Genomic DNA, 23,359 nt, shown 5'->3' with positions numbered 1-23,359 from the left:
ATAGCGGGCTAACAAAAGTTGCCAAAACCCGCACTGGAAATAGCTGTTTTTACATTTATTATTTCCTGTCTAACCAGTGTATAATATTAAGCAGAAATTGGGCATTCTGTGTTGCTGCGGGATGATTCATGCCTCTTTTCTCACTTTTGACACCTTGGAGCTGCGCTGAAAAAGGTGCCCCGTCACCGAATATGACAATTCTTCCTTTACCAAATTCTAAATATGCGCCATTCACTAACCCTCTTCCGGAAATATAAGGAATAGTGTCTGATAATCTTTTTCTTATTTGGGAAACATAGCTAGGGAGGTAGATGCGGTAATCGTCGCCCAATACAGAAATTACATGGGCATGAGTCGGAACAATAAATCCCGTTCCACCCCAGCACATAATGCTATCGATTTTTTTACCGGGACGATTGGTAATCTCATTTAAAATAAGTGTTTTTTTTTCTTTTGAAAATATCTCTGGCCGACCATCCTTTCGAATAGCGAAGCCATTTAGTATGTTGATTCCAAATCTTCCTGCTAGTTCATTGACCGAGGCACCGCAGGGCATATGATCCGTTACAAGAAATAAGCTTCCCCCATTGGCCACCCAATGGCAGAGTTCATTTATTTCGTCTTGGGAAAAGGCCGACCTCGCCGGTAAATCCCAGTCTTCCATATCATACATCGCATTGACGCTTACATAGATCTCGGCTTTTTTTAAAAGTTCTAGAGTCACCTTTTCTTTACTGCTTACTACCTGATAACCGTCACTTGTTAGCAGTTTACCAAAGGCGGCATAGGTCCCCTTCAATGTCGACGCATTATTATGGGCTTCATCAAATAATATTACGGGGCCATTTCCTACCCCGTACATAGGGATGGAAACCGAATAATTAAAGTTTTCGTCCGTCACTTGCTGTGCTATTCCATCAGCTGTCCAAACGACTAATATATACCAAATGACGAAAATTCGATTAAAATCTTCCATATCATAACCTTCTATTTTGCTTTGATCCATACATCGTCTCGAAACATGAGACCTGTGTCGCTTCTTTATCATTCAATAAAAAAATAAGTGGGAAGGCAATGTACGGCCGGGGGGCTGTGCAAAACAGCTTATTGCAAGAAATATGTTTCCGAATAAAATGCTGCCGATGACCACACGAATCTTTTGGGGCGATTGCAGACTTGTTCATTGGATTCATCCGATTATGATTTATTTTTTAATGGTCATATGGAATACGCATGCGCTTGTGTTTTTCGAACATGCGTATTTCGTAATTATCTTATGATGCAATGATAACCCTTCAGTGATTAGAAGAAGTTCGGGTGGATGCAAATGAACGGAATTGCTGTCAACTAGTCTTTGAATTTGCTTTAATGTATTCTTTAGGTGTGAGCTTAGTCGCTTTTTTAAAGGTGGTATAAAATGTAGTTTTGGAATTAAAACCAGCTCTGATTGCAACACCGAGCATATCTAAATGCTTGGTGTCTTCTGATAAGAGTAATGATTTTGCTTCCTCGGTCCGTAACTCATTTATAAACTGATAAAAGCTCTTACCAAGCCCGTTATTGAGAACATAAGAGAGTTCATGGGTGCTGATGCCAATTTTACCGGAAAGCACTGAAAGTGTCAAACTTGGATCGAGGTACAACTTTTCACTGTCTGTTTTTCTTGTAACTATGGATTTGAGCTCCTCCACTTGTTCTGCGGTAAGCCGTTCATTTAACACTTTCTGGGGTGCAATTCCGTCTTTTTCCGGCGGTTGATATGCCTCGATAGCATAAATTGATTTCTGAGACAGCGTTGAATAGGCCAAAAGAATTATTCCTAAAAAATAAAGGATTGGGGAGTAATAAGTTACGTGAATGCTGGATATGCTCAGTATGCGGATAAAAATCAAAACTAACACGGAAATCAATAGATATCTTAGCCATTCCAGATCTATTTTATCGGTAAAAGAAGAAACTCGTTTTATATTCTTTTGGTGACGACGGAGCAACAAGAAACAGACGATCCAATAATAAACCATCTGGCCAAAAGAAAAATATCGAACGATAAAGCCGATCCACGGAGGTAATATCGGCAGATGGTATTGCCCATTAAAGAATTTTGGCATTAAGTACACCAAAGAAAATACAAGGAAAAGCAAAAAAGGAACGAAGTGGAGAAGCTTATCTTTTTTTGGTAAAGATGGGGACACGTAGCCGGTTACTGCCATATATAGACAGGGAAGCATCGCCCATCTTGGTAGCTCGAGCAGATGAATAAGGAAACTGCCACCTATTTCAAATTCTTCTAGAAAAAGTTGCGTAAAACTGCATGCCAGAATAAAATAGAATGCCCCAAGCCATCGGTTGGCTTGGGTATTTACTTTATCAAATCCAATAAAGAGCAGGGATCCTAATAGCCATAATGCTCCGCCCGAAAAGGCATAAAAAGCAGCTAAGGTATTTATTTCAGACATTAGATATTTTGGACTGTTTTCGTAAATTTATGGTATTTGCGTGAAAGTATGAATTACATATTCCAGATCGGCATAGCCCAATTGTTAATCCTGGCATGTGCTCTTTCTGTATGACACAAGCCATCTTGGTCATCAACCGGTTTAACGCAGGCATTTCGCAATCATAATGCTGTGCTTTAGCGATACTGCTTGATATCGCGATAGGAGGTATTCCCAAAAATAAGATGCTACACTTGGTCATAACTGTTGTTTTTACCAAAGTACATAGGTCTTTATTTTGTACAGTTCGATGTTATCCAACCGAACTAAAAATGCGAGGTTCAATGAAAAACCATTAGGGCGATATGCAGTGTTTAGCGCTTGATAAAAATCATCTTGGATCGTCTTGTATGGGAGCGGAATTTACTCGGGCGAGTATGTCCCATCAATTTTACAAGCACCTTGTCATGAGGTTTTGATACGGTTTATAAATAGGTGTTTTTTCTTTATGTTTTATCTTTTAAGTGGTTAAAATTCATCTATTTGCCTCCGGTGACATCGATGAAAATGCCTGTAGAATACGAAGATTTTTCTGACGCAAGCCATAAAATAGCTTCAGCTACTTCTTCTGTCAAACCACCTCTTTTCAATGGTATGCCTTCTTTTAGTCGATTAATTCTATCAGGTTCCCCGCCATCGGCATGTATATCGGTATAGATAAATGCAGGACGAACGGCATTTACCCGAATACCCTCGTCCGCCACCTCTTTAGACAATCCGATCGTAAGGCTATCCAACGCTCCTTTAGTGGCTGCATAATCAATATACTCAAAAGGTGCACCGGTTCTGGAAGCAATGGATGAAACATTAACAATGGTGCCGCCTTTGCCACCTAATTTTGTAGACATACGTTTAATCGCTTCCTTACAACAAAGAAACGAACCAAGGATGTTGGCTTTGAACATCCGCTGTAACCTGGCATAATCCATATCGACAAGCTTCATCTGATGTTCCAGTATGCCTGCATTGTTAACGAGGCAATGGAGATTTCCAAACCGGCTATCAATTACGGAAAACAAATGAAGGATTTCATCTTCTTTAGAAACGTCGGCCTGAATTGCAATGGCTTCGCCTCCCATGGAAAGAATTTGGTTGACAACCTCATTCGCTGCCTTATGATTTTTTTGGTAATTAACTGCTACTGCATAACCATTTCGGGCGGCAAGAAGCGCTGTCGCAGCGCCAATTCCTCTACTTGCACCTGTTATTAGTATTGTTTTCATAGTAATACTTTCTTTCCTTTATAATTTGCCAATTACTTCCGTATCTATAATGTTTTGGGTAAGCTCTGATTTGAGCTTGATAAGCTCGCCCAACAATCTGGTTTCACGAACGCTGTCCTGCTGATGCATCTGCTCCGCTATCCGTACTATTTCATGATTCAGCGTTTCTATTTCCGTTCTTCTTTTGTTTCGAATATCCTGTAAAGTCGATATCGCTTGTCCTTCAGACAACTGACTTATTTGCAGCAAACCGGTTTCGACTTCGTCCTGACGAATTGCTATCCCTTTTTCTGTAGCAATATTAATACATTCTACAATGATTCTGCGTGCAATTTTTAGCGCGTCCTGACTTCTATGAAATATACCATTGTCAATTTCCAATAAGGGGCAAATGGAATTGAAAACGCAATTTATAATAGCTTTCTTCCAAATAATATGCTGTAAGTGGAGTTCGCTTCTGAACCTAAAATTTGGTGTATTGAGGTGGTTGACAACCCTTTCCAGATCAGCCTTATTTCCCCGTTCAATACCGATTGGACAAATGTCTACGGGCTTAAACCTTATATTAGATTGGTTGATTAGCTGACTAGTTACGAAGAGTACACAACGGTATAGCTGTGGATATCCGTGATCTAGAAAGGACTGCTCTATACCTAACCCATTTTGCAAGAGAACAATAGGGGAGTTACCTGTTCTTCCTTTTAGTGCACGCGCCAATTGTTCATTCCCAAACGATTTGTTGGAGAGAACAACAATGCCATCAATCATTGGAAGCGAATCCAATGTTGTAATTTTGACATTGGCTTCGAGGGTCACGCCATTTTGGATTTCAATACCTATACGCCTGGTTGTTGTGCAAGCATCTTTTACCCTTCCTCTGATTACGGTCACTTTTCTTCCGGCAAGTTTAAGGAAAACGGCGAGCGCTTTGCCGATGGCTCCTGAACCGATAATAAATATGTGTTTTTGAACTGAGTCCATTGTTGCTGGTTTTAGGCGATCTTACGGTACATACTATAGTAGGTGTTTTTTCGGGATCGGATATTTCCCGGAAATGCAAGAATAAGTAGTTCGCGATTTGCGAAAAGAAAACCTGTTTTTATCTCATTGTGTGCCATCGTATTTACGTTCGTTTTGATAAACAAAGTTCGATAAAACATCTTTATGATAGCAGATGCAGATATGTTATTTTTGATGGTAGCAGTTAAATGAATAACGAATGAAAAAAGTTAAAGAGAAATTAGATTTCATGTATATACGGATCGCCAAAGTTATTGAGCAACAAATCTTAAATGGTGCTTTACGAACAGGTGATAAGCTTCCTTCTTTAAGGACTATTTGCCGTGAATATGGAGTAAGTCAGAATACGGCATTAAGTGCATATTATAATCTGGAAAGTAAAATGTTGATTGAAACGAAACCTCAATCGGGATATTATGTGCGTTATTCCAAAACGAAAGTCCCGGCGCTTCCTCAAATTACCAAACCCGAGGCCGAAGCACATTATGCCGACAGCGAGCTATTAGTTCGCAAAATTTATGACGGTTTGGGAGAAGATGGCCATTTGGCACTTGCTTTAGGGATTCCGGCGAATGAATTGTTGCCTATTGCAAAACTCAATAAGGGTTTAACAGTGGCGATGAGAGAGTTAAAAGGAAGCGGCGTAATGTATGATAAAATCGAAGGGAATGAAAGATTACGACGTCAGATTGCCCGATGGTCTTTTGCGATGGAGGGGCATTTGAACCACGACGAAATTATCACAACCGGCGGTTGCTTGAATGCATTATCTTACTGCATGATGGCATTAACAAAAAGAGGCGATACGGTGGCGATGGAAAGCCCGATTTCGTTTGGAATGCTGCAACTAGCTCAGGTTTTAGGTGTTAAAGTATTAGAATTGCCCTCGGATCCTCAGCATGGTATTGATTTAAATGCGTTGGAAGATGCACTGAAGGCAAACAAAATAAATGTATGTCTTTTTATCAGCAATTTCAGTAATCCGCTAGGCAGTTGTATGCCGGATGAAAATAAGAAGCAGACCGTACGTCTCTTGGAAAAATATAACATCCCACTTATTGAGAATGATCTCAATGGCGATATATATTTTGGTCAACAACGTCCGAAATCATGCAAGACTTACGATGAAAGTGGGTTAGTGCTATGGTGCAGCTCCGTGTCGAAAACGCTTGCCCCGGGCTATCGGGTCGGTTGGGTCGCTCCTGGAAAATTCAAAAACGAGGTAAGGCGAATGAAACTCTGTCATAGTATTTCATCCACGTCTGTTACCCACGAAGTTATTGCGTGGTTTCTCGAAACCGGTCGGTACGAGAGTCATCTCCGCAAACTAAGGCACACACTTCACGGCAACATGTTGAAATTTTCAAGGGCTATTTCAGACTATTTCCCTGAGGGGACAATGGCCACCAGACCGCGAGGAGGATTTGTTATCTGGGTAGAATTACCCAAGGCTATCGATGCTGTCACTCTTTATGAAAAGTGTTTGAGATATAAAATTAGTTTTGCTCCGGGCAGAATATTCACCTTACAAAACCAATACGATAACTGCCTCCGGTTAAACTACGGACTATTGTGGGATGAGAAATTGGAAAGAGATCTTAAGTTGTTGGGAGAACTTGCCTGTAGAGAATTGTGATAGCCAATTCTGCGAGCCGAGGAAGTTTTTCGATAAAAATTTGGAAATATTTAAAATAGTTGTCACATTTGATATGTACTACATAAGTACTAATAGCTAAATATAAATCTAAATGAATAACGTTAAAATGTGGACTACTAAACCAATTAATCTGGCATACCTCGGTTTAGGTTTTGTTTTGTCTATCGCATTGAGTTGCGCTAAAGTAACAAATGCCGATCGAGAAAAACTACCGGGTCTTGATCAGGAGCAAAGTCTTACTGAGCATGCAGCCTTAGCAGCACCAATTAACACGCGGATAATTGTTTTTAACGGAGGTAGTGAAGGGATTTACCATTCGTACCGTATTCCGTCTATTATTAAAACCAAGAATGGAACGCTGGTAGCTTTTGCGGAAGGTAGGCGCTGGAGTCCAAGCGACTATGGCGATATCAATGTGGTATTTAAAAGGTCGATGGATAACGGAACAACCTGGTCGGCATTAGGAGAGGTAGTGGGAAAAGGAAATGGTACCTGGGGAAATCCCACAGCTGTTTATGACCCTTCGGTAGGCGTAAACGGTAGAATATGGCTCTTTTTAGAATGGAACGACGAATTCAAAACCAAATGGTCGGATTTTCAAGCTTGGGGTGATAGAAGAATTCATACTTCATACAGTGATGATCATGGCGCTAATTGGTCTGATCCCGTAGATCGCACCGGTACATTAACTCCTTTGAGTTATAAATGGGATTGTGTTGGTCCAGGGATCGGTATCAGAACTGTTTACGATCATCCAGGTAGATTAATTGTTCCGGCATACGGAAGAAATATTTATAGTGATGATCATGGAGCGACCTGGAGTTATGAACCTGTCCCGGGTGGTACGGATGAAAGTACCATCGTTGAGCTAATGAACGGAAGTTTAATGCGGAATGATCGTCCCAATACAACGGAGTGGAATATTTCAAAAACAAGAAGGAAGTCTGTGGGGTCAATTTCCGGAAATTTCTCTTCTTTTTCTGCTGTTTCCGCTCTTCCCGATCCGAAGTGCGAGGGCTCTATACTTCGATATAATGTGGATGATCCGAATAGAATAATTTTTTTAAATCCAAACGGCACAAGTCAACGCTGTAATATGACTGTTCGCATCAGCTATGATGATGGAGAGACCTGGCCAATAAGCAGAGCTTTGTACAACAGCGGAAACTGCAATTATACGACAAGTACCGTGGTTTACGGTGGATACTCGAGCATGGTCAAGACCTCGGATTATTGCATTGGTGCGCTGATTGAATATAATGAAAATGTACACGATTCAGCCAACAGTAACAAATCTATTGAGTTCAACAAATTTAACCTAGCCTGGATATTGAATGGCCGCACGGAACCGTAATTAAAAAGAAGCTTTATTGGGAGTATGAATAATCGAAGACTAAAAGTTAGGAAATTGAAGATAAAACAAAATGGTTCCACTAAAAGCAAATGAGATCTACGGTAATTGGGCAACTTTGTTGCTTCCACTTGATGATGACGAAAGTATTAATTTTAAACAATTGGAAGATGAGATAGACACGCTAATTGCCCATGGAGTGAACGGAATTTATTCAAATGGTACGGCTGGAGAATTTTACAATCAAACTGAAGACGAATTTGATCAGATAAATGAAATTTTAGCCACAAAATGTAACGCTGCATCCATGCCTTTTCAGATCGGATGCTCGCATATGAGTCCTAAAATATCCTTGGAACGATTAAAACGAGCCAAACTGCTAAAACCGTCTGCCGTTCAAGTCATTTTGCCGGATTGGTTTGTGCCGTCTCAGGCGGAGATTATCCATTTTTTAACGCGATTGGCGGAAGAAGCTGATCCGATTAGATTGGTTTTGTATAACCCACCGCATGCGAAAACGAAACTTTTACCGAGTGACTTTGCAGAGATTCTACTAGCAGGAATTCCCTTGGCGGGATGTAAGGTTTCGGGAGGAGACGAGAAGTGGTATCGGGAGATGAGCGAGTTGCTGGTTCCGTTTTCAGTATTTGTACCCGGGCATCAACTCGCAACCGGCATCTCCCAAGGGGCCCATGGTACCTATTCTAATGTCGCTTGCTTACACCCTGCGTTTGCCCAAAACTGGTATAACGATATGGTGAACAAAACAGGTGATCCGTTCGAAATGCAATCGCGTATTCAACAATTTATGCAGCAATGCATGGTGCCTTATATTCGGGATCAAGCTTATGCTAACCAAGCGGTGGATAAGTTTATGGCTGCGGTAGGTGGATGGACACCTATAAGTACCCGTTTGCGATGGCCGTATCGCTGGATTCCCGAAGAAGAAATACACGTTGTTAAGCAGCGATGTGCCGAGCTTTTGCCGGAAGTTTTTATGCAACGAAGCACAAAAAATCAAAACACAAAGCCATGAGAGAGAATAAATTTAAATATCTGTATCTACTGATCAACTTTTTAATTGTTGGTTACGGATGTGTGGCCGGGCAACATACTTCTGAGCGAATGGCTGTGGATAGCAGTATTGTCTTTACTCCGAATGAACGCTATGCATCAACGCGGATTCCTGCGCTCGTAATGAGTAAAAAAGGCACCTTATTGGCCTTTTGTGAAGGTCGGATCGGTACCGCGAGCGACTGGTCAGAAATGGATTTGTTGATGCGTCGAAGCAAAGATGGAGGGCGCACTTGGGAAGCCCCAATCGTTATTGCTCCCAAGAAAAGTGGCCCTACCAGTAATCCCACGCCTATCGTTGACAGTAAGGGGACAATTCACCTGCTTTATCAGCGGGATTACGCAAGAGCTTATTATACTTTTTCTACCGATGATGGAGAAACCTGGAGCCCTGCCATGGATATCACCGCCACTTTTGACGCCTTTAAGCCAGCGTATGATTGGAAAGTATTAGCACCTGGCCCCGGACATAGCATTCAGCTAAAAAATGGCAGATTGCTTGTCCCGGTTTGGTTGAGTGATCCTGCTAAGACGGTACCTCATCGGAGCCACGCCCCTTCTTGCATTGCAACCATTTATAGCGATGATCTCGGAAAAACGTGGAAACGAGGTGAAATCATCGCTAAAAACTCGGCTGAATTTAAAAATCCCAGCGAAACCATGGCAGTTCAATTAAAGGACGGAAGGGTAATGGTGAATATCAGAAATACTTCGGAAAAACATTTGCGTGGTGTAAGCTATAGTAAGGACGGCATCAGCGGATGGTCGAAACCTGTCTTTGATGAAGAACTTTTCGATCCGATCTGCATGGCTAGTATTATTAGGTTATCCGACAGGAAGAAAGGTATCCTATTTCTCAATCCTGATAGCCGCGATATTCCAAAACATCCCCGTAAAAACTTAACTGCTAAAGTCAGCTATGACGAGGGACAGACGTGGCCTATTAGTAAGCTGATTCACGAAGGGCCATCCGGCTATTCAGATGTTGCGGTAGGGGCGGATGGAACCGTTTATTGCTTGTTTGAAACAAATTCGGGAAAAGACTGGAACTATAACATCGTGTTGAAGACCTTTAAGCTTGACTGGCTGACCGATAATAAATAATAATAACTTATCGTGAAACGAAAATTGTGCACTGAGTTGTTTGGAAATAAATAAAACTTACAATAAATAAATATATGAATAAAATTACCGGATTAATAGCGGCAACTTTTGCGGCGTATCACGAAGATGGAACAATAAATCTGAATATTATCCCGAGAATAGTAGATAAAATGGTAGCCGATGGATTATCTGGTGTGTTTATTTGCGGAACGAATGGAGAGGGGCCGAATTTAACGGTGGAAGAACGCATGGCTATTGCTGAGGCCTATGTGAAAGCTGCTAATAAACGGATATTGGTACTGGTGCACGTTGGACACAGTTCGATTGCGGACTGTCGACGATTGGCAGCCCATGCAGAACAGATTGGCGCTGATGCTATTTCTTCCGTCGCAGCTTTTTACTTTAAACCTACTACTGTGAGCAATCTGGTGAATAGTATGGCTCAGATTGCTTCTGCAGCACCTCATACACCCTTCTACTATTATCATATCCCTACATTAACGGGCATCGCCATTGATATGCTCGCCTTCTTGGAACAGGCTGAAAAAGTGATCCCTAATTTTGCCGGACTTAAATATACCGCCTCTACCTTACATGAATATCAAGCCTGTCTAAACTATAAAGGGGGTAAGTTTGATGTGCTATTCGGCTACGATGAGATGCTTCTACCGGCACTTGCCGTTGGCGCGATGGGAGCTATTGGTAGCACTTATACTTTTTCTGCATCGCTCTATTTACAACTATTAAGGTATTATAAAAACGGACATTATGAGGAAGCGGCAAACATGCAATTGCATTCGGTTAACATGGTGCGTTGTCTTGTAAAATATCCGCCGATTCCTGCGCAACGGGCAATCATGAAGATGATAGGCTTTGATCTCGGTCCTTGTCGGCTACCACTTGAGCCGCTAAATGAAGACGACGTGCTGCAGCTGAAAAACGCCTTAGATGTGAACGGTTTTTTTGACGTGGTGAAGCAGGCTTCGGAAATACTGAGCGAAGAGCAGTGAGCTGTAAAATATAATTGAATGTTAGCATGGACAGATCTTCTTATTCACTTCTCATTTTTCTTATGACTTTTTCTTTAAATAAAGGAGTGGCGCAGTTCGTTTCTACAAATCAATTAAAATGGGATGAGCTGCAAGCACTCCCGGATCCGATTGGATTTGCGGGTTCTTTTGTTGGAGTCAGCAATGGCGCACTTTTGGTTATAGGTGGTGCAAATTTTCCCGATGGCGGTGCGCCTTGGACCGGTTCTGATAAGGTATGGTACGATCGGGTATTCGCACTAGACAACCCAAACGCCAAATGGAAAGAAGTAGGGAGGTTGTCGCAACCATTAGGTTATGGAGTATCCGTATCTTGGAGAAATGCAGTGATTCTTATCGGAGGGAGTAATGAAAATGGTCATCACAAGGAAGTTTGGATGTTGCGATATGACAACGGAAGAATTGAAAAAAGTACATTGCCCGATTTACCCCACCCATTAGCCAATTGTACAGGGGTACTGTTAGGAGATGTTATTTATATAGCGGGCGGTATCAGGAAACCGGACTCCAAGACAACGGAGAAAAATTTTTGGGCATTGGATCTTGCTGCCGATACGAAAGAATGGAAGGTACTTGACCCTTGGCCGGGACCGTCCAGAATGTTAGCGGTTGCAGGTGTTCAGCATCGTAAATTGTATTTATTCAGCGGAGCAAAGCTGGTGGATGGAGTTAGGGAATACCTGAAAGATGCCTATGAATATACCCCCCAGGTAGGGTGGAAGAAAATAGCCGATCTTCCCCAATCAGTTGTAGCGGCGCCAAATCCGGCTTATGGTATTAACAAATACCATCTTTTAATTTTTGGAGGCGATGATGGGAAGCTGGCTGCAAAAGCAAATCAATTGAAACAGCAACACCCCGGTTTTTCTACGAACATTTTAGATTATGATGTGTCCACAAATACCTGGAAGAAAATAGGAGAGGTTCCCACTGATAAAAAAGAAGATGCAATTGCCAATCCAAATGGGAGCAGCTGGGCTCCGGTAACGACCAGTTTAACTATATGGAACGATGCTGTCATAATACCGGGGGGAGAAGTAAGACCTGCCGTTCGTACCCCTCGCGTGCTAAGACTGACACCTGAAAAAATAACGGATCAATAATGAAACATACTGTTAATCGTTACGCATGGCTTATTGTAGCTTTATTATGGGTAGTAGCCTTCTTAAATTACCTTGATCGTATATTAATAACTTCGATGCACGATCCTATTGTGGCTGATTTCAAACTGTCGGATGCACAATTCGGTCTATTGACGTCGGTCTTTCTTTGGTCGTATGGGATTTTAAGTCCCTTTGGAGGTTTCTTCGCCGACAAGTACAGTAGAAAGAAAGTGATTGTTTTTAGCGTTATGGTGTGGTCGGCGGTTACCTTATGGACAGGTTTTGCAAGCTCTTTTTCCGAAATGCTAGTTGCGCGCATCATCATGGGTATAAGTGAGGCATGTTATATTCCTGCCGCTTTGGCCCTAATAACCGATTACCACCGAGGACGGACACGGTCGCTGGCAACCGGTTTACATATGAGTGGTCTATATGCCGGATTAGCATTGGGCGGTATCGGTGGGTACATTGCAGAACTATGGGGATGGCGCTATGGCTTTCACGTTTTTGGTATTGTTGGAATTGTTTATTCTTTTATTTTATTAAAAATTTTAAAAGATCATCAACGCACGCAAAGTGATTTAACGGAAGTAGTTCCAATCGATTTAGAAGTTAACATCCGTGGGGCACTGAAAAATCTTTTTAGTAAGGCCTCGTTTTACGTTCTCTTGTTTTATTTTGCAGTGTTAGGTATTGTAAATTGGCTTGTTTACGGTTGGTTACCTACCTTTCTTAAAGAGCATTTTCACCTTGACCTCGGCGAAGCCGGAATTTCCGCCACCGGATACATTCAGATCGGTTCATTTATTGGCGTCATCGTAGGAGGGATTTTGGCAGATCGTTGGACTCGTAAAAACAATAGGGGCCGAATTTATATGCTTATTATCGGTTTTACTTTGGGCGCCCCGTTTCTTTTTTTAATGGCATCTACTTCTGTCTTTGGCATTGCCATCATTGCGATGCTGATCTTTGGTCTGGCAAGAGGATTTAATGATGCTAACCTGATGCCTATTTTAAGGCAAGTGGCCGATGATCGATATATCGCTACGGGCTATGGTTTCCTCAATTTTCTGAGTACCATCGTAGGAGGGCTGATGGTATATGTTGGAGGCGCATTGAAAGATGCACAGATTGATCTCTCGATTATTTATCAGTTCTCCGCTGTCCTGCTACTTTTGGCCACTTGGACGTTATTTGCCGTTAAAGTAAAAAAAGATTAGTGTTAAGCGAGAAGGGATGAACTATCTTTCATTCTTGAGAAAATTGTTGCCTGCCCTTGAATCAAAGCCCGATCGGCATCCCATGACTGTATAATCTCAATACCGAGGGTCGAACACGCCAAGGTATATAAGGAACGGTGCGCGGGCCCCCCAAGTAAGTATATGGATTTTTTTGATTCCAGACTCGCTAGCTCCGCTCCAATAAGCAGCCCACTGAGGTAGTAATAGTTCTGTTGTTTAGAAAGGCGTTCCAATACTTGATTGGTCCGAACTAGAAAACTATGGTGAAGTAGATCGGTGGTTTGGCTTAGCTGTACTGCTTCCATAAAACTTTTCTGATTTGCCCGACTATTTAAATCTTCTCCCGCGGCTATAGATCCTGACAAGATACTTTTTGTTGAAAGGAGATCAAAAAATTCGCCGGTCATAAAGGTTTTGAAACCGATAATCCGGCGATCTTTTATTAGAACATGTTTTGGATGCGTACCTGGAAGAACGAACAGCTGCTCGGACTCATCGTTTCCGATCAATTGAGCACAGCCCACTATTTTGGTCTCTTCTCCTCGCATAACGTCGTTTTCAGTTCTTGCACCGGAGACAATAATAAGCGGATTGGTCGTCTCGTCACTTTTATACATTTCGATGTGCAAGTCAGAACCATCTATTTCAAAGGGTAGAACTTTATAAGGTAAATCAATGAGCCCTATCGTAGACGATGCCATTCCTGATAGTACTACAGGTATTCCCTTAAGCGAAACACGAAGCTTCTCGCTTAGTATTCGGATGTGGTTCGTTATGATTGAAGTGTAAAACAAAACACGATTCGTCGCAGGCTCGTTTTGTTGCCAAGCGGTAAATGTCTCCAAAATACCTGAATCGTTTTTTATTTCGGCAAGTATCTTGAAACTTTTTACCTCAACTAGGCGTAATCGAAAGGAACTTGTTCCCCAATCGCAGCTTAAAAATGTATCCATTAAATTTCACTATTTGGTAATTCAGCAATATCATTAGATTTTATGCGTTCAACATTTCCCACTAAAAAGAGGTAAGAACAGGCACCTAGGAGGCCAAGCGAAGCAACAAAAATCAAAGCAGGTGCAAAATTACCACCACTTGCCAAAAAGCCAATGGCTATGGGAACGATAATGCCGGACGACTGGCCGATAAAATTGAAAACACCGCCCGTTATATCAATCAAATGTTTCGGTGCAAGGGTAGAAACAAATATCCAGGTGATCGAAGCAAAGCCGACACCAAAAAAAGACAAAGACATAAATAAAATCACCAGACTAGGTGCATTGACATAATTAGCACCCAAAATGAGTACAGAGATTAAAAGACCAATTATGATAGGACGTTTACGTGCTTTTGCCGCTGAAATGCCTTTTCGAATCAAATAATCGGAGAGGAAGCCAGAGCAAAGCACACCCAAGAACGCAGCAAGATACGGTATAGAAGCCCAATATCCCGATTGGATGAAGCCCATTCCGCGGTAGTCAACCAAGTATTTAGGAAACCAGGTAAGAAAAAACCATAAGGTAGAATTCACAGCGAACTGACCAATGTAAATGCCCCACAATTTTCTGTAGGATAATACTTCCCTTAGATCGGACCACCGGAAGCTTCTTTTCGGACCGGTCCCTGTAAGCGTTCGGTCCAATAAGCCACCTCCGCTTTCTATAACTTCGAGCTCGGCTTTATTGACTTTTGTATGTTTCATCGGATCACGGTAAAAAAAATACCAGACAAAACCCCAAATGACGCCGATGAGTCCCGTTACAACAAAAAGACCCTTCCACCCTACATAAGCTTGAATTTTTGAAAGTATCGGCATTAAAAAAGCAAGACCTAAAAACTGGCCGGACGTATAAATTCCTATGGCCGATGCTCTTTCATTTTCCGGAAACCAGGCACTAACTACGCGGTTATTAATTGGAAAGGCCGGCGCTTCGAATGCGCCTGTTATCATACGTAGCCCGAACAAAGTGGCAAAGCCTTTGGCAAAACCTTGTATGAGGGTTGCAAAGGACCAGCTAATGAGGCTGACTGCGTATAATATTCTTGGACTAATATGCTTGACTAAAATTCCGCCCGGGATTTGAAATAAAAGATAGGTCCAGCTAAAGGCTGAAAAGATAAGCCCCATCTGTACGGATGAGAATTTAAATTCTTTACCAATATCAGATGCCGCCACGGCTAGATTACTTCGATCCATGTAGTTTATAACTACATTTACAAAGATCAGAAAGAGCATCTGATGCCTGATTTTTGTCGGTTTCATATTTAGGTATTAGCTTTTAGCAGGTAGTTATCAGTTGTAATTAATTAGCTATCGGCTTTTCGTAGTCAGACAAACCGGTTAGAACGCAATAACTCAATTACCATTCGGCTACGCTGCCATCCTGATGCCTCCAAACCGGATTTTTCCAATTGTGCCCAATGGCAGCCATTTTTCTTACATGTTCTTCATTAATTTCAATACCTAGTCCCGGTTTGTCAGGGATGTTTACATAGCCCCCATCATATTCAAATACGGTTTTATCTACGAGATAATCGAGCAAATCACTTCCCTCATTATAGTGTATACCTAAACTTTGCTCTTGAATAAAAGCATTATGACAGGTAGCATCGACCTGTAAGCAGGCGGCAAGCGCTATTGGGCCGAGCGGGCAATGCGGAGCTGCCGCTACGTCAAACGCTTCTGCCATGGAGATGATTTTTTTGCATTCGGTAATACCGCCGGCATGGGAAAGATCAGGCTGGATAATATCAGCATACCCTTCTTTCAGCAAAGCCTTGAATTGCCATTTAGAAAACATCCGCTCCCCGGTTGCGATTGGAATAGCCACATGGTTGGCGATTTCTCGCAGATCCTCGTTATTCTCGGGTAGTACAGGCTCTTCGATAAACATCGGTCTATAGCGCTCCAGCTCTTTTGCCAATATTTTTGCCATGGGTTTATGTACCCGTCCATGGAAGTCGATCCCTATCCCAAAAGCCGGACCAACAGCCTCTCGTACCGCTGCAATCCTTGCAACCGCTTCGTCTATCTTATCATAGCTGTCGACATACTGGAGTTCTTCAGTGGCATTCATTTTTACCGCAAGAAAGCCTTGTTCAGCCATTTTTTTCGCTGCTAAGCCAACTTCTGCCGGACGATCGCCTCCAATCCAGGAGTAGACTTTCATTTTGTCTTTCGCTTTTCCTCCCAATAGCTGGTGAATAGGGGCATTATAAAATTTACCTTTGATGTCCCACAACGCTTGGTCAATACCGGCAATTGCACTCATTATAATCGGCCCACCGCGATAGAAGCCTGCGCGATATAGCACATTCCAATGATCTTCAATATGCATTGGATCTTTACCCATCAGGTATTCCATCAATTCGTCGACTGCTGTTTTTACTGTCGCCGCTTTACCTTCGATCACCGGTTCTCCCCAACCCACGATCCCTTCATCGGTTTCTATTTTTAAAAACAACCATCGTGGAGGTACCTGAAATAATTCATAACTTTTAATCTTCATCTGAATTGCTATTATACGTTAACTGCTTCTACAAATTTTCTAGCGGTATGGGTGAGGTTTAGCAGGTATTGGCCGGTCACTTGTTGCTTGGTATCCACGAGCGCACTTCCGATTCCGAAGCCTACGGCCCCTGCTTTTTTAAAGTTTGCAATATTATCGATCGTGATGCCACCGGTTGGGAGCAAAGGGATGTATGGCAGCGGACCGGCAATGTCTTTTAGATAAGATGGTGAAGTAGCCGGGAAAACTTTTATAATATCCGCGCCCATTTGGTAAGCTTGGTAAATTTCCGTCGCTGTATAAGCACCTGGAATGCTTACCCTGTTTAGGCTCTTGGTCGTCTCAATGACCCTCTTATCCAATATAGGAGAAAGAATAAAATGCGCACCGGCATGAATGGCATCTTTTGCCATCGTGCTATCCAGTACAGTTCCCGCGCCGATAATGAGCTTATCGCCCAGTTTATTGCTCACCTGCTCGATGGCAGCCAGAGGTTCGGTGGAATTCATGGTAATCTCTAATAAACGGATTCCCCCTTCATACAGTGCTTCCGCAATAGAGAGGATATCCTTTGGATCTGCTCCTCTAACAATCGCAACTAATTGATTTTCTTTAATGTGCTGCAGTATAGACATAAGTGCTGATGTTAGCGTATATAAGTGGAAATATTACAACGCGACCTAAGATAAAAAGAAAACCTTAAAAATGGGCGGTCATTTTTATTATAGATAACAATGTGGTAGAAAATGACTTAGTTAGCGGCTTGCTATATTATTTGGATGAGTATATAAATTGGTATAGGACTAGTGACATAAAAAAAGGCCTGAACATTGACGTCAGGCCTTCACAAACTACTTTTTTGGAATTATTTTTTAACAGCTTTCAAATCAAAGCCGATTTCAACGTCTTTGCTGATCGCCCAATTTTCAGGACTTCCTTCTGTTTTATAGTTGATACCCCAAGCGCTTCTATCGATCGTGAACTTTGCTTTAGCCGTCACTTCGTTTTCAGCTACCGTAAGTTGTGCAGGGAACGTTATATTGAGGGTGCTATCTTTTAACGTTAAATTGCCACTGACCAAATTAGTAGCACCGGGAAGCAAACTTTTTTGCTTGGTGCTGTCGTAAGGTGCTACAGCGGTGATGACAAATTTTGCAGCAGGATGTTTTGCGACGTCAAAAAAATCAGCACTTTTTAGATGACCTTCTAAATCTGTATGTTTTTTGCCCTCTTCGGTAACAGACTTAGGATCAACTTGCAGACTGGCAAGACTTACTTCCAAATCGCCTGCGGCTACCGTCCCGTTTTCAACGGATAATGAACCACCTGTAACCTTAATGTTTCCAAAACGAGGAGCTAAGCCGCCTTTATGAGTACCTTGCCAAGTGACCTGACTAGCGGTTGTATCGATGCTGTAAGAACTACCGGTTGCTGCCGCTGCTTCCTGTTTTTCCTCGGTTTTCGCTTGATCGCTTGTTGAACCACCACATGCTGCTAAAAGGAGCACGAGGGCGAATGCTGGGATAATTGTCTTCATACGCTATTTTTTTGTTTAAATGTCTACAAAAATAGTAGATTGGATTGATAAATAAAATAGCTGCTAAAATAATAAATGTTTAAACATCAAATGATCGTGCATTTGCATTTTACGTGCGCTGCTATATAAGGGGTAGCAACGCACGCAAACGAACTATTTAAACAAAGACATAACAAAAGCTAGTGTGAGTTTTGTTTCTCTCGCGATTTCGTCATAGGAAAATCCATCTTTTTTCATTCCCTTTGCAACGGCGATCAGTTCTTTTACGCCTGGTTTTTTGATAAGTATTTCACTATTTCCCTTCAATGATAATGTTGTGGAATTCATAGCGCAATTGTTTTATGTGTGATGGGGTAAAGGTAGAAACTCTAATAATAATAATTTGTTAAATGATGTTATATTGGATAATCCTGACAATTTAATGGGAAATTCTTCGCTAATTCTTTGTTTTGTATTATTAATCTGTGCCATGTTAGCCGTTCTCACGAAAAAGCTAACGGTTTCTGCTGCCGGGCTAGCCTCTTGTATCGGCTTGTTGGTTTTTTATGCTATGGGAATCAAGGAATTGTTGATGTTATGCTTATTTTTTGGCCTTGCCGTATTGGCAACTTCACATAAGAAAATAGATAAAGCGCGGTTACTTGCCTTATCTAAGCATGAAGAAACACGGGGAGCGGGACAGGTGTTTGCAAATGGAGGTGTTGCCGGATTGCTAGCAGTTTTATGCTTGATAGATGTGTCGCATACCGATGTCTATAAAATCATGATGGTCGGCAGTCTTGCAGCGGCATTGGCAGATACTTTGTCTTCCGAATTAGGTACCCTTTATGGCCGTTCTTTTTATAACATGTTAACTTTCAAACACGACATCCGAGGTGAAGATGGTGTCGTCAGCGTGGAAGGTACCTTGATAGGACTTATGGCTTCAGCTTTAATGGGGATTGTTTATGCAGGATTGAATAAAGTAGCCGTCTTTATCGCTATTGCGGGTTTTTTAGGTAACCTGTTCGATTCTATTTTAGGTGCGAGTTTGGAAAGAAAGCAATATTTGGGAAATAACGGCGTAAATTTTCTTAATACGCTTCTGGGAGCTTTGATGGTACTCTTCTTTTTTTGTTAGTGTAGGATTAATTGCTGATATAAATAAAATTCAATAGTTTTATAATCGCAAAAAAGATAAACTATGTCATATAACTCAACATTTTTAGGATTGCTTTCCGGATTAGCATTATCTGTTGCCTCTTGTAGTTCTTCAGCCAATAAGAACGGCGGACCGGTAGGCGCGGATACAACCAGCTTACCACCGGTAGAGACGGGTTCACCGAATAGCGACTATAAACCAGCTTTCGCGGGACAAACGCGTATAGGCGCTGTAAAAACAAGCACTCCTTACGAGGTCACCGTACTCAACAAAGAATTGAAAAATCCTTGGGGTATCACCTGTCTACCGGATGGAAGGTTTCTGATTACTGAAAAAGGTGGTACGATGCGGATTGTTGCAAAAGACGGTAAAATCAGCGAGGCCATTACGGGCTTACCTAAGGTTGATGCAAGGGGACAAGGTGGTTTACTGGGGCTAACAATAGACCCTGACTTTGCAAATAACCGGATGGTTTATTGGGTTTTTTCAGAACCTAAGGCCGGCGGCAACTTGACAGCAGTTGGCAAAGGTAAGTTAGCTGCTGACGAAAAGACAATTGAGCAGGCGCAAGTCATTTACGAAGCGACACCTGTTCATGATGGAACATTACATTATGGTGGTCGTATTCTCTTTGATAAAACAGGTAATCTCATCGTGAGCACCGGCGAGCGTTCTGATCTGGAAACAAGACCTCAAGCCCAAGACTTGAAGTCGGGCTTAGGTAAAATTCTTCGAATTACAAAGGACGGTAAACCTGCTCCAGGTAACCCCTTCGAGGGTAAGGGGGATGCGCGCCCTGAGATTTATTCATATGGCCATAGAAATGTGCAAGGCCTAGCTTTTCATCCTACGACGGGCGATCTTTGGGAAACCGAGTTTGGACCAAGGGGAGGTGATGAAGTAAATCGTATTCTTCCAGGTAAAAACTATGGTTGGCCGATTATAACCTATGGTATCGAATACAGTGGGAAAAAAATTGGCGATAGCATTCAACAAAAGGAAGGTTTAGAGCAGCCTATTTATTACTATGACCCTGTAATTTCACCCAGCGGCATTACCTTTTACAGCAGCGACGTGATTCCTGAATGGAAGGATAACCTATTTATCTCCGCCTTGAGTGGTGTGCACATAGCTCGTCTTGTTATTCAGGATAATAAGGTAGTTGGAGAGGAAAGACTGCTAGCCGATCAAGCGCAACGTTTCCGGGCAATAACAGAAGGACCGGACGGTGCCCTGTATGCAGTTACTGATTCCGGATGGTTGTTTCGAGTAGGTAAAAAAGCAGGCGAATAAAACCCTGACCGACAGTATAAAAAACAAAAGGTTCCTTGTTAAAAAGAACCTTTTGTTTTTATGTGGCTACCAAGCTCACTCGTCATAAAATAACTCCGGATAGCTTTCCCGTTCGTACTGATGGAGATGCCGCTCCGCTACTTCCCTAAAGCCAAGCGCACCTAATCTTTCTATGTTTTGTTTTAAGTAGATGATTATCCGATCTCGAGTATAGACTTCTCGTCGGTGGCTTAAAATCGTTTCCCACGTCAATTTAGGATAAATACGTTGAAGATGCTCCTTTCGGTTAATATAAGGATTGAATTTATCCGCCTGTAATAAGTAAAAATTTATCTCTTCTTTCATTTGTTTGCTAACATTATTAGCAAAAATAGGTAAAGATAAGTTTGCTTGCAAGTTGGCTTAGCAGCAACATCAAATAGAGTCGGTACTCAGCGAATCCTTTGTTGTCAACTCGTCCGTCGGTTGGTCATTGCGCATATTGTTATCGTTAGTCGTAGGCGCTTCTACGGTATCTCGATAAGAATCACCTTCCGTTTCGTTTTCCTGGCTATTTTGTCCACAGCCAATAATCGATAAAAATAAACAAGCTGATAGTGTTGCGAATAGCTTTTTAAGATTTTTCATAATAGAAATAATTTGTTGCTTAACTTAACAGTCATGAGGTGATATTGTTTAGTCAAGCAACAAATTTGAAAAATCGCCGCCATGCAAAGAATTAGAGTTCTTCTTCTCTTTCCAGCATTAAAATGGCCCCTTGTGGAACAATGAAGTATTTTTCACCCTGATACAAGATCTCGGTGGAGCCGTTTACCAAGAAAATTGCTAAATCTCCTTCCTTCGCCTGTAGGGGGATATATTTTACCTTCTCTTCTTGTGGCTTCCAAGCATCATCTTCATCAGCGGGTACGGGAATAGCATAACCTGGCCCTGTTTTTATAACATAACCCTGTTGCACCTTTTCCTTCTCCTGAACCCCGGGTGGTAGATAGAGCCCGCTTTCTGTCCGCTCATTAGGTTTCGCCGGTTTTACCAGCACCCGATCTCCTACAACAATCAACTTTTTCAGTTTATTATTTTCTGTCAAATGAATGGTCATCATGCAAAATCAATCCTTTTTTCGAGCCTCAGCAAAAGCTGTGCAACAAGGATGGAAGATGTCATATTGACATTACTAAATATTGTCTATCCGTTTTGATGGCAGTATAATTATAAGGAGTGCGTTTTCCGGCGTCATTTCCCAAGAAAGTCGTTAATCAAAGCGACAAAGAAGACGGGCATATTGCTTGTTTTATTTGGCGCACAAATTTCCCCTAGATAATCACCGTGCCCACCAGGTAGAATGGCCAGTTGTGCATGCGGTAACATCCGGGAAAGTTCAAGTGCGTGCTCGGTACGAATTACATCCGTATCGCCATTCACGACAAGCACAGGAACCTGAATGCTCTTTATTTGCTCATCGCTTATATCTTTAAATGCAAGCATTCTAGCCTTATCCCGCTCAAACATGGCTTGTAGCCCCTTTGGGTCAGGATTAATAGCGTAATAGGCGTCTTTCAATGGTTGTGGCATATTATCAAGTGTTGCTTGCTCCATACCCTCAAAAAAGCCGGGTTGCAGTCCGCCGCGCTTATAATTGGAAGAGGCCACAATAAGCTTGTCTACTAAATCGGGGTGTCGTATAGCAATTTGCAAGCAGGTGGTACCTCCGTTGCTGAAACCCATAAAGCTCGCTTTCTTAATGCTCAGCTGCTTTAAGAGTGCCGCCACGTCATCTGCATCCTGTTCGAAACTGAGTGGCCTATCGATATCAGTAGTGTGCCCATGTGCCTGTAGCTCTACTGCAATTACTTGATGTGCTTTGGCAAGTTCGGGTAAAATGCGGCCGAAAGTAGTTGCAATGGTTGATCCTCCTCCATGTAATAATACTAAGGGATTGCCTTTACCATGGATTTCATAAAACATTTTCAGGCCATTTACTTGGGCATAACTGCCAATTTGTGTTTGTTGAGCTTTCATAGATAAAAAAACTAGCATTAATAATGTAATGGTTGGTAATCTACGTGTCATGATGAATGTAAATATTGAACGTAAATTTAAGTTGAATTAGTGAATGTGAGCACTCGAAATGCGGCAATATCCGGGTATATAGCGACAAGTTATAACCGTTTGCTAAACCAAAACGTGTTTCACCAGTCTAACCAGTAACAATCGAATCAATTATGAACAAAAAGCTATTTTTACCTATTTTATTGAGTATGATGTCCTGCGTCGGCACATCTTATCTTGGAGATCGATTTAATCCGACGATGCATATGGATGTTTATTATGCAAGCAAAGACGTTAAAAAAGACTATAAAGTTATCGGACATATATCTTCGAAGGTTTTGCTCAATGAAGAAGTGGCGAAGCGGAAAATAGTTGAAAAGGCTAAAGCTGTCGGTGCAGATGGAGTTATTATTCATGGCATTGAATATACAGGCGGCGAAGATGCTGATTCATACTATAAGGCAGAGGCAATTCAATACAATAATTAGACTATGATGATCACGTACAAAGAGTATA

24 protein-coding genes are annotated in these 23,359 nt (G+C 41.9%); 10 read left to right on the top strand and 14 right to left on the bottom strand.

Going from position 1 to position 23,359, the window contains the following annotated elements:
- Positions 1-58: 58 nt before the first annotated feature.
- From E0E36_RS26810 to E0E36_RS26795, 4 genes are all read right to left on the bottom strand, one after another.
- Entirely contained in the window at positions 59-1,006 is a 948-nt protein-coding gene (locus E0E36_RS26810; RefSeq protein ID WP_130858491.1) for a hypothetical protein, read from the bottom strand.
- Between the two features lie 337 nt (positions 1,007-1,343).
- Positions 1,344-2,456 carry a helix-turn-helix domain-containing protein gene (locus E0E36_RS26805; RefSeq protein WP_130858490.1) on the bottom strand — a complete coding sequence of 371 codons (1,113 nt, stop codon included), beginning with the start codon at positions 2,454-2,456 and terminating at the stop codon, positions 1,344-1,346.
- A 518-nt stretch (positions 2,457-2,974) separates the two neighbouring features.
- Positions 2,975-3,718, bottom strand: coding sequence for an SDR family oxidoreductase (locus tag E0E36_RS26800; protein WP_130858489.1), 744 nt, complete (start codon positions 3,716-3,718; stop codon positions 2,975-2,977).
- Between the two features lie 18 nt (positions 3,719-3,736).
- Entirely contained in the window at positions 3,737-4,699 is a 963-nt protein-coding gene (locus E0E36_RS26795) for a ketopantoate reductase family protein (protein ID WP_013667816.1), read from the bottom strand.
- Positions 4,700-4,937: 238 nt separating this feature from the next.
- Here E0E36_RS26795 and E0E36_RS26790 point away from each other — a divergent pair, with 238 nt between their 5' ends.
- From E0E36_RS26790 to E0E36_RS26760, 7 genes are all read left to right on the top strand, one after another.
- Complete coding sequence (locus E0E36_RS26790; RefSeq protein ID WP_130858488.1) at positions 4,938-6,374, top strand: aminotransferase-like domain-containing protein; 1,437 nt, start codon at positions 4,938-4,940, stop codon at positions 6,372-6,374.
- Between the two features lie 112 nt (positions 6,375-6,486).
- Positions 6,487-7,749 carry a sialidase family protein gene (locus E0E36_RS26785; RefSeq protein ID WP_242627406.1) on the top strand — a complete coding sequence of 421 codons (1,263 nt, stop codon included), beginning with the start codon at positions 6,487-6,489 and terminating at the stop codon, positions 7,747-7,749.
- A 70-nt stretch (positions 7,750-7,819) separates the two neighbouring features.
- Positions 7,820-8,782 carry a dihydrodipicolinate synthase family protein gene (locus tag E0E36_RS26780; protein ID WP_130858487.1) on the top strand — a complete coding sequence of 321 codons (963 nt, stop codon included), beginning with the start codon at positions 7,820-7,822 and terminating at the stop codon, positions 8,780-8,782.
- Complete coding sequence (locus E0E36_RS26775; protein ID WP_130858486.1) at positions 8,779-9,924, top strand: sialidase family protein; 1,146 nt, start codon at positions 8,779-8,781, stop codon at positions 9,922-9,924. The genes E0E36_RS26780 and E0E36_RS26775 overlap by 4 nt, the downstream gene beginning before the upstream one ends.
- 74 nt (positions 9,925-9,998) lie before the next feature.
- On the top strand, positions 9,999-10,934 hold the full coding sequence (locus E0E36_RS26770; protein WP_130858485.1) for a dihydrodipicolinate synthase family protein: 936 nt from the start codon (positions 9,999-10,001) through the stop codon (positions 10,932-10,934).
- Between the two features lie 26 nt (positions 10,935-10,960).
- Positions 10,961-12,076 carry a galactose oxidase gene (locus E0E36_RS26765; protein ID WP_130858484.1) on the top strand — a complete coding sequence of 372 codons (1,116 nt, stop codon included), beginning with the start codon at positions 10,961-10,963 and terminating at the stop codon, positions 12,074-12,076.
- A complete protein-coding gene (locus E0E36_RS26760; RefSeq protein ID WP_013667809.1) occupies positions 12,076-13,296 on the top strand; it encodes an MFS transporter in 1,221 nt (406 codons plus the stop codon). Before E0E36_RS26765 ends, E0E36_RS26760 begins: the two co-directional genes overlap by 1 nt.
- Before the next feature lie 2 nt (positions 13,297-13,298).
- Here the strand turns inward: E0E36_RS26760 and E0E36_RS26755 are convergent, their stop codons facing one another.
- The 6 genes from E0E36_RS26755 to E0E36_RS27885 all read right to left on the bottom strand — a co-directional run bounded on the left by E0E36_RS26755 (position 13,299) and on the right by E0E36_RS27885 (position 18,687).
- Positions 13,299-14,270, bottom strand: coding sequence for a 2-dehydro-3-deoxygalactonokinase (locus E0E36_RS26755; protein WP_130858483.1), 972 nt, complete (start codon positions 14,268-14,270; stop codon positions 13,299-13,301).
- Positions 14,270-15,577 (bottom strand): MFS transporter, encoded by a 1,308-nt coding sequence (locus E0E36_RS26750; RefSeq protein WP_130858482.1) that lies wholly within the window; start codon positions 15,575-15,577, stop codon positions 14,270-14,272. Before E0E36_RS26750 ends, E0E36_RS26755 begins: the two co-directional genes overlap by 1 nt.
- A gap of 97 nt (positions 15,578-15,674) precedes the next feature.
- Positions 15,675-16,823 carry a galactonate dehydratase gene (dgoD, locus tag E0E36_RS26745; RefSeq protein ID WP_013667806.1) on the bottom strand — a complete coding sequence of 383 codons (1,149 nt, stop codon included), beginning with the start codon at positions 16,821-16,823 and terminating at the stop codon, positions 15,675-15,677.
- 11 nt (positions 16,824-16,834) lie between these two features.
- Entirely contained in the window at positions 16,835-17,458 is a 624-nt protein-coding gene (locus tag E0E36_RS26740; RefSeq protein ID WP_130858481.1) for a bifunctional 4-hydroxy-2-oxoglutarate aldolase/2-dehydro-3-deoxy-phosphogluconate aldolase, read from the bottom strand.
- Positions 17,459-17,688: 230 nt separating this feature from the next.
- Complete coding sequence (locus E0E36_RS26735; RefSeq protein ID WP_130858480.1) at positions 17,689-18,360, bottom strand: YceI family protein; 672 nt, start codon at positions 18,358-18,360, stop codon at positions 17,689-17,691.
- A 153-nt stretch (positions 18,361-18,513) separates the two neighbouring features.
- Positions 18,514-18,687 (bottom strand): hypothetical protein, encoded by a 174-nt coding sequence (locus E0E36_RS27885; RefSeq protein WP_013667803.1) that lies wholly within the window; start codon positions 18,685-18,687, stop codon positions 18,514-18,516.
- Positions 18,688-18,781: 94 nt separating this feature from the next.
- Between E0E36_RS27885 and E0E36_RS26730 the strand changes: the two genes are divergently transcribed.
- A complete protein-coding gene (locus tag E0E36_RS26730; RefSeq protein ID WP_256377666.1) occupies positions 18,782-19,480 on the top strand; it encodes a DUF92 domain-containing protein in 699 nt (232 codons plus the stop codon).
- Between the two features lie 63 nt (positions 19,481-19,543).
- On the top strand, positions 19,544-20,794 hold the full coding sequence (locus tag E0E36_RS26725; RefSeq protein ID WP_013667801.1) for a PQQ-dependent sugar dehydrogenase: 1,251 nt from the start codon (positions 19,544-19,546) through the stop codon (positions 20,792-20,794).
- 75 nt (positions 20,795-20,869) lie between these two features.
- Here E0E36_RS26725 and E0E36_RS26720 read toward each other — a convergent pair whose 3' ends face one another.
- The 4 genes from E0E36_RS26720 to E0E36_RS26705 form a co-directional block, all read right to left on the bottom strand.
- Positions 20,870-21,139 carry a hypothetical protein gene (locus E0E36_RS26720; RefSeq protein WP_130858478.1) on the bottom strand — a complete coding sequence of 90 codons (270 nt, stop codon included), beginning with the start codon at positions 21,137-21,139 and terminating at the stop codon, positions 20,870-20,872.
- A 69-nt stretch (positions 21,140-21,208) separates the two neighbouring features.
- Complete coding sequence (locus tag E0E36_RS26715) at positions 21,209-21,421, bottom strand: hypothetical protein (RefSeq protein WP_130858477.1); 213 nt, start codon at positions 21,419-21,421, stop codon at positions 21,209-21,211.
- A gap of 91 nt (positions 21,422-21,512) precedes the next feature.
- Positions 21,513-21,896, bottom strand: coding sequence for a co-chaperone GroES (locus E0E36_RS26710; protein WP_013667798.1), 384 nt, complete (start codon positions 21,894-21,896; stop codon positions 21,513-21,515).
- A gap of 131 nt (positions 21,897-22,027) precedes the next feature.
- A complete protein-coding gene (locus E0E36_RS26705; protein ID WP_242627404.1) occupies positions 22,028-22,813 on the bottom strand; it encodes an alpha/beta fold hydrolase in 786 nt (261 codons plus the stop codon).
- Between the two features lie 203 nt (positions 22,814-23,016).
- Between E0E36_RS26705 and E0E36_RS26700 the strand changes: the two genes are divergently transcribed.
- Positions 23,017-23,331 carry a hypothetical protein gene (locus E0E36_RS26700; RefSeq protein ID WP_130858475.1) on the top strand — a complete coding sequence of 105 codons (315 nt, stop codon included), beginning with the start codon at positions 23,017-23,019 and terminating at the stop codon, positions 23,329-23,331.
- The last annotated feature ends 28 nt before the right edge of the window (positions 23,332-23,359 follow it).

The sequence above is a fragment of the Olivibacter jilunii genome, assembly GCF_900607235.1.
Classification (GTDB): Bacteria; Bacteroidota; Bacteroidia; order Sphingobacteriales; family Sphingobacteriaceae; genus Olivibacter; species Olivibacter oleidegradans.
Note: the sequence above shows the minus strand (reverse complement) of the source record. Positions and strands in the feature narration are given on the sequence as shown.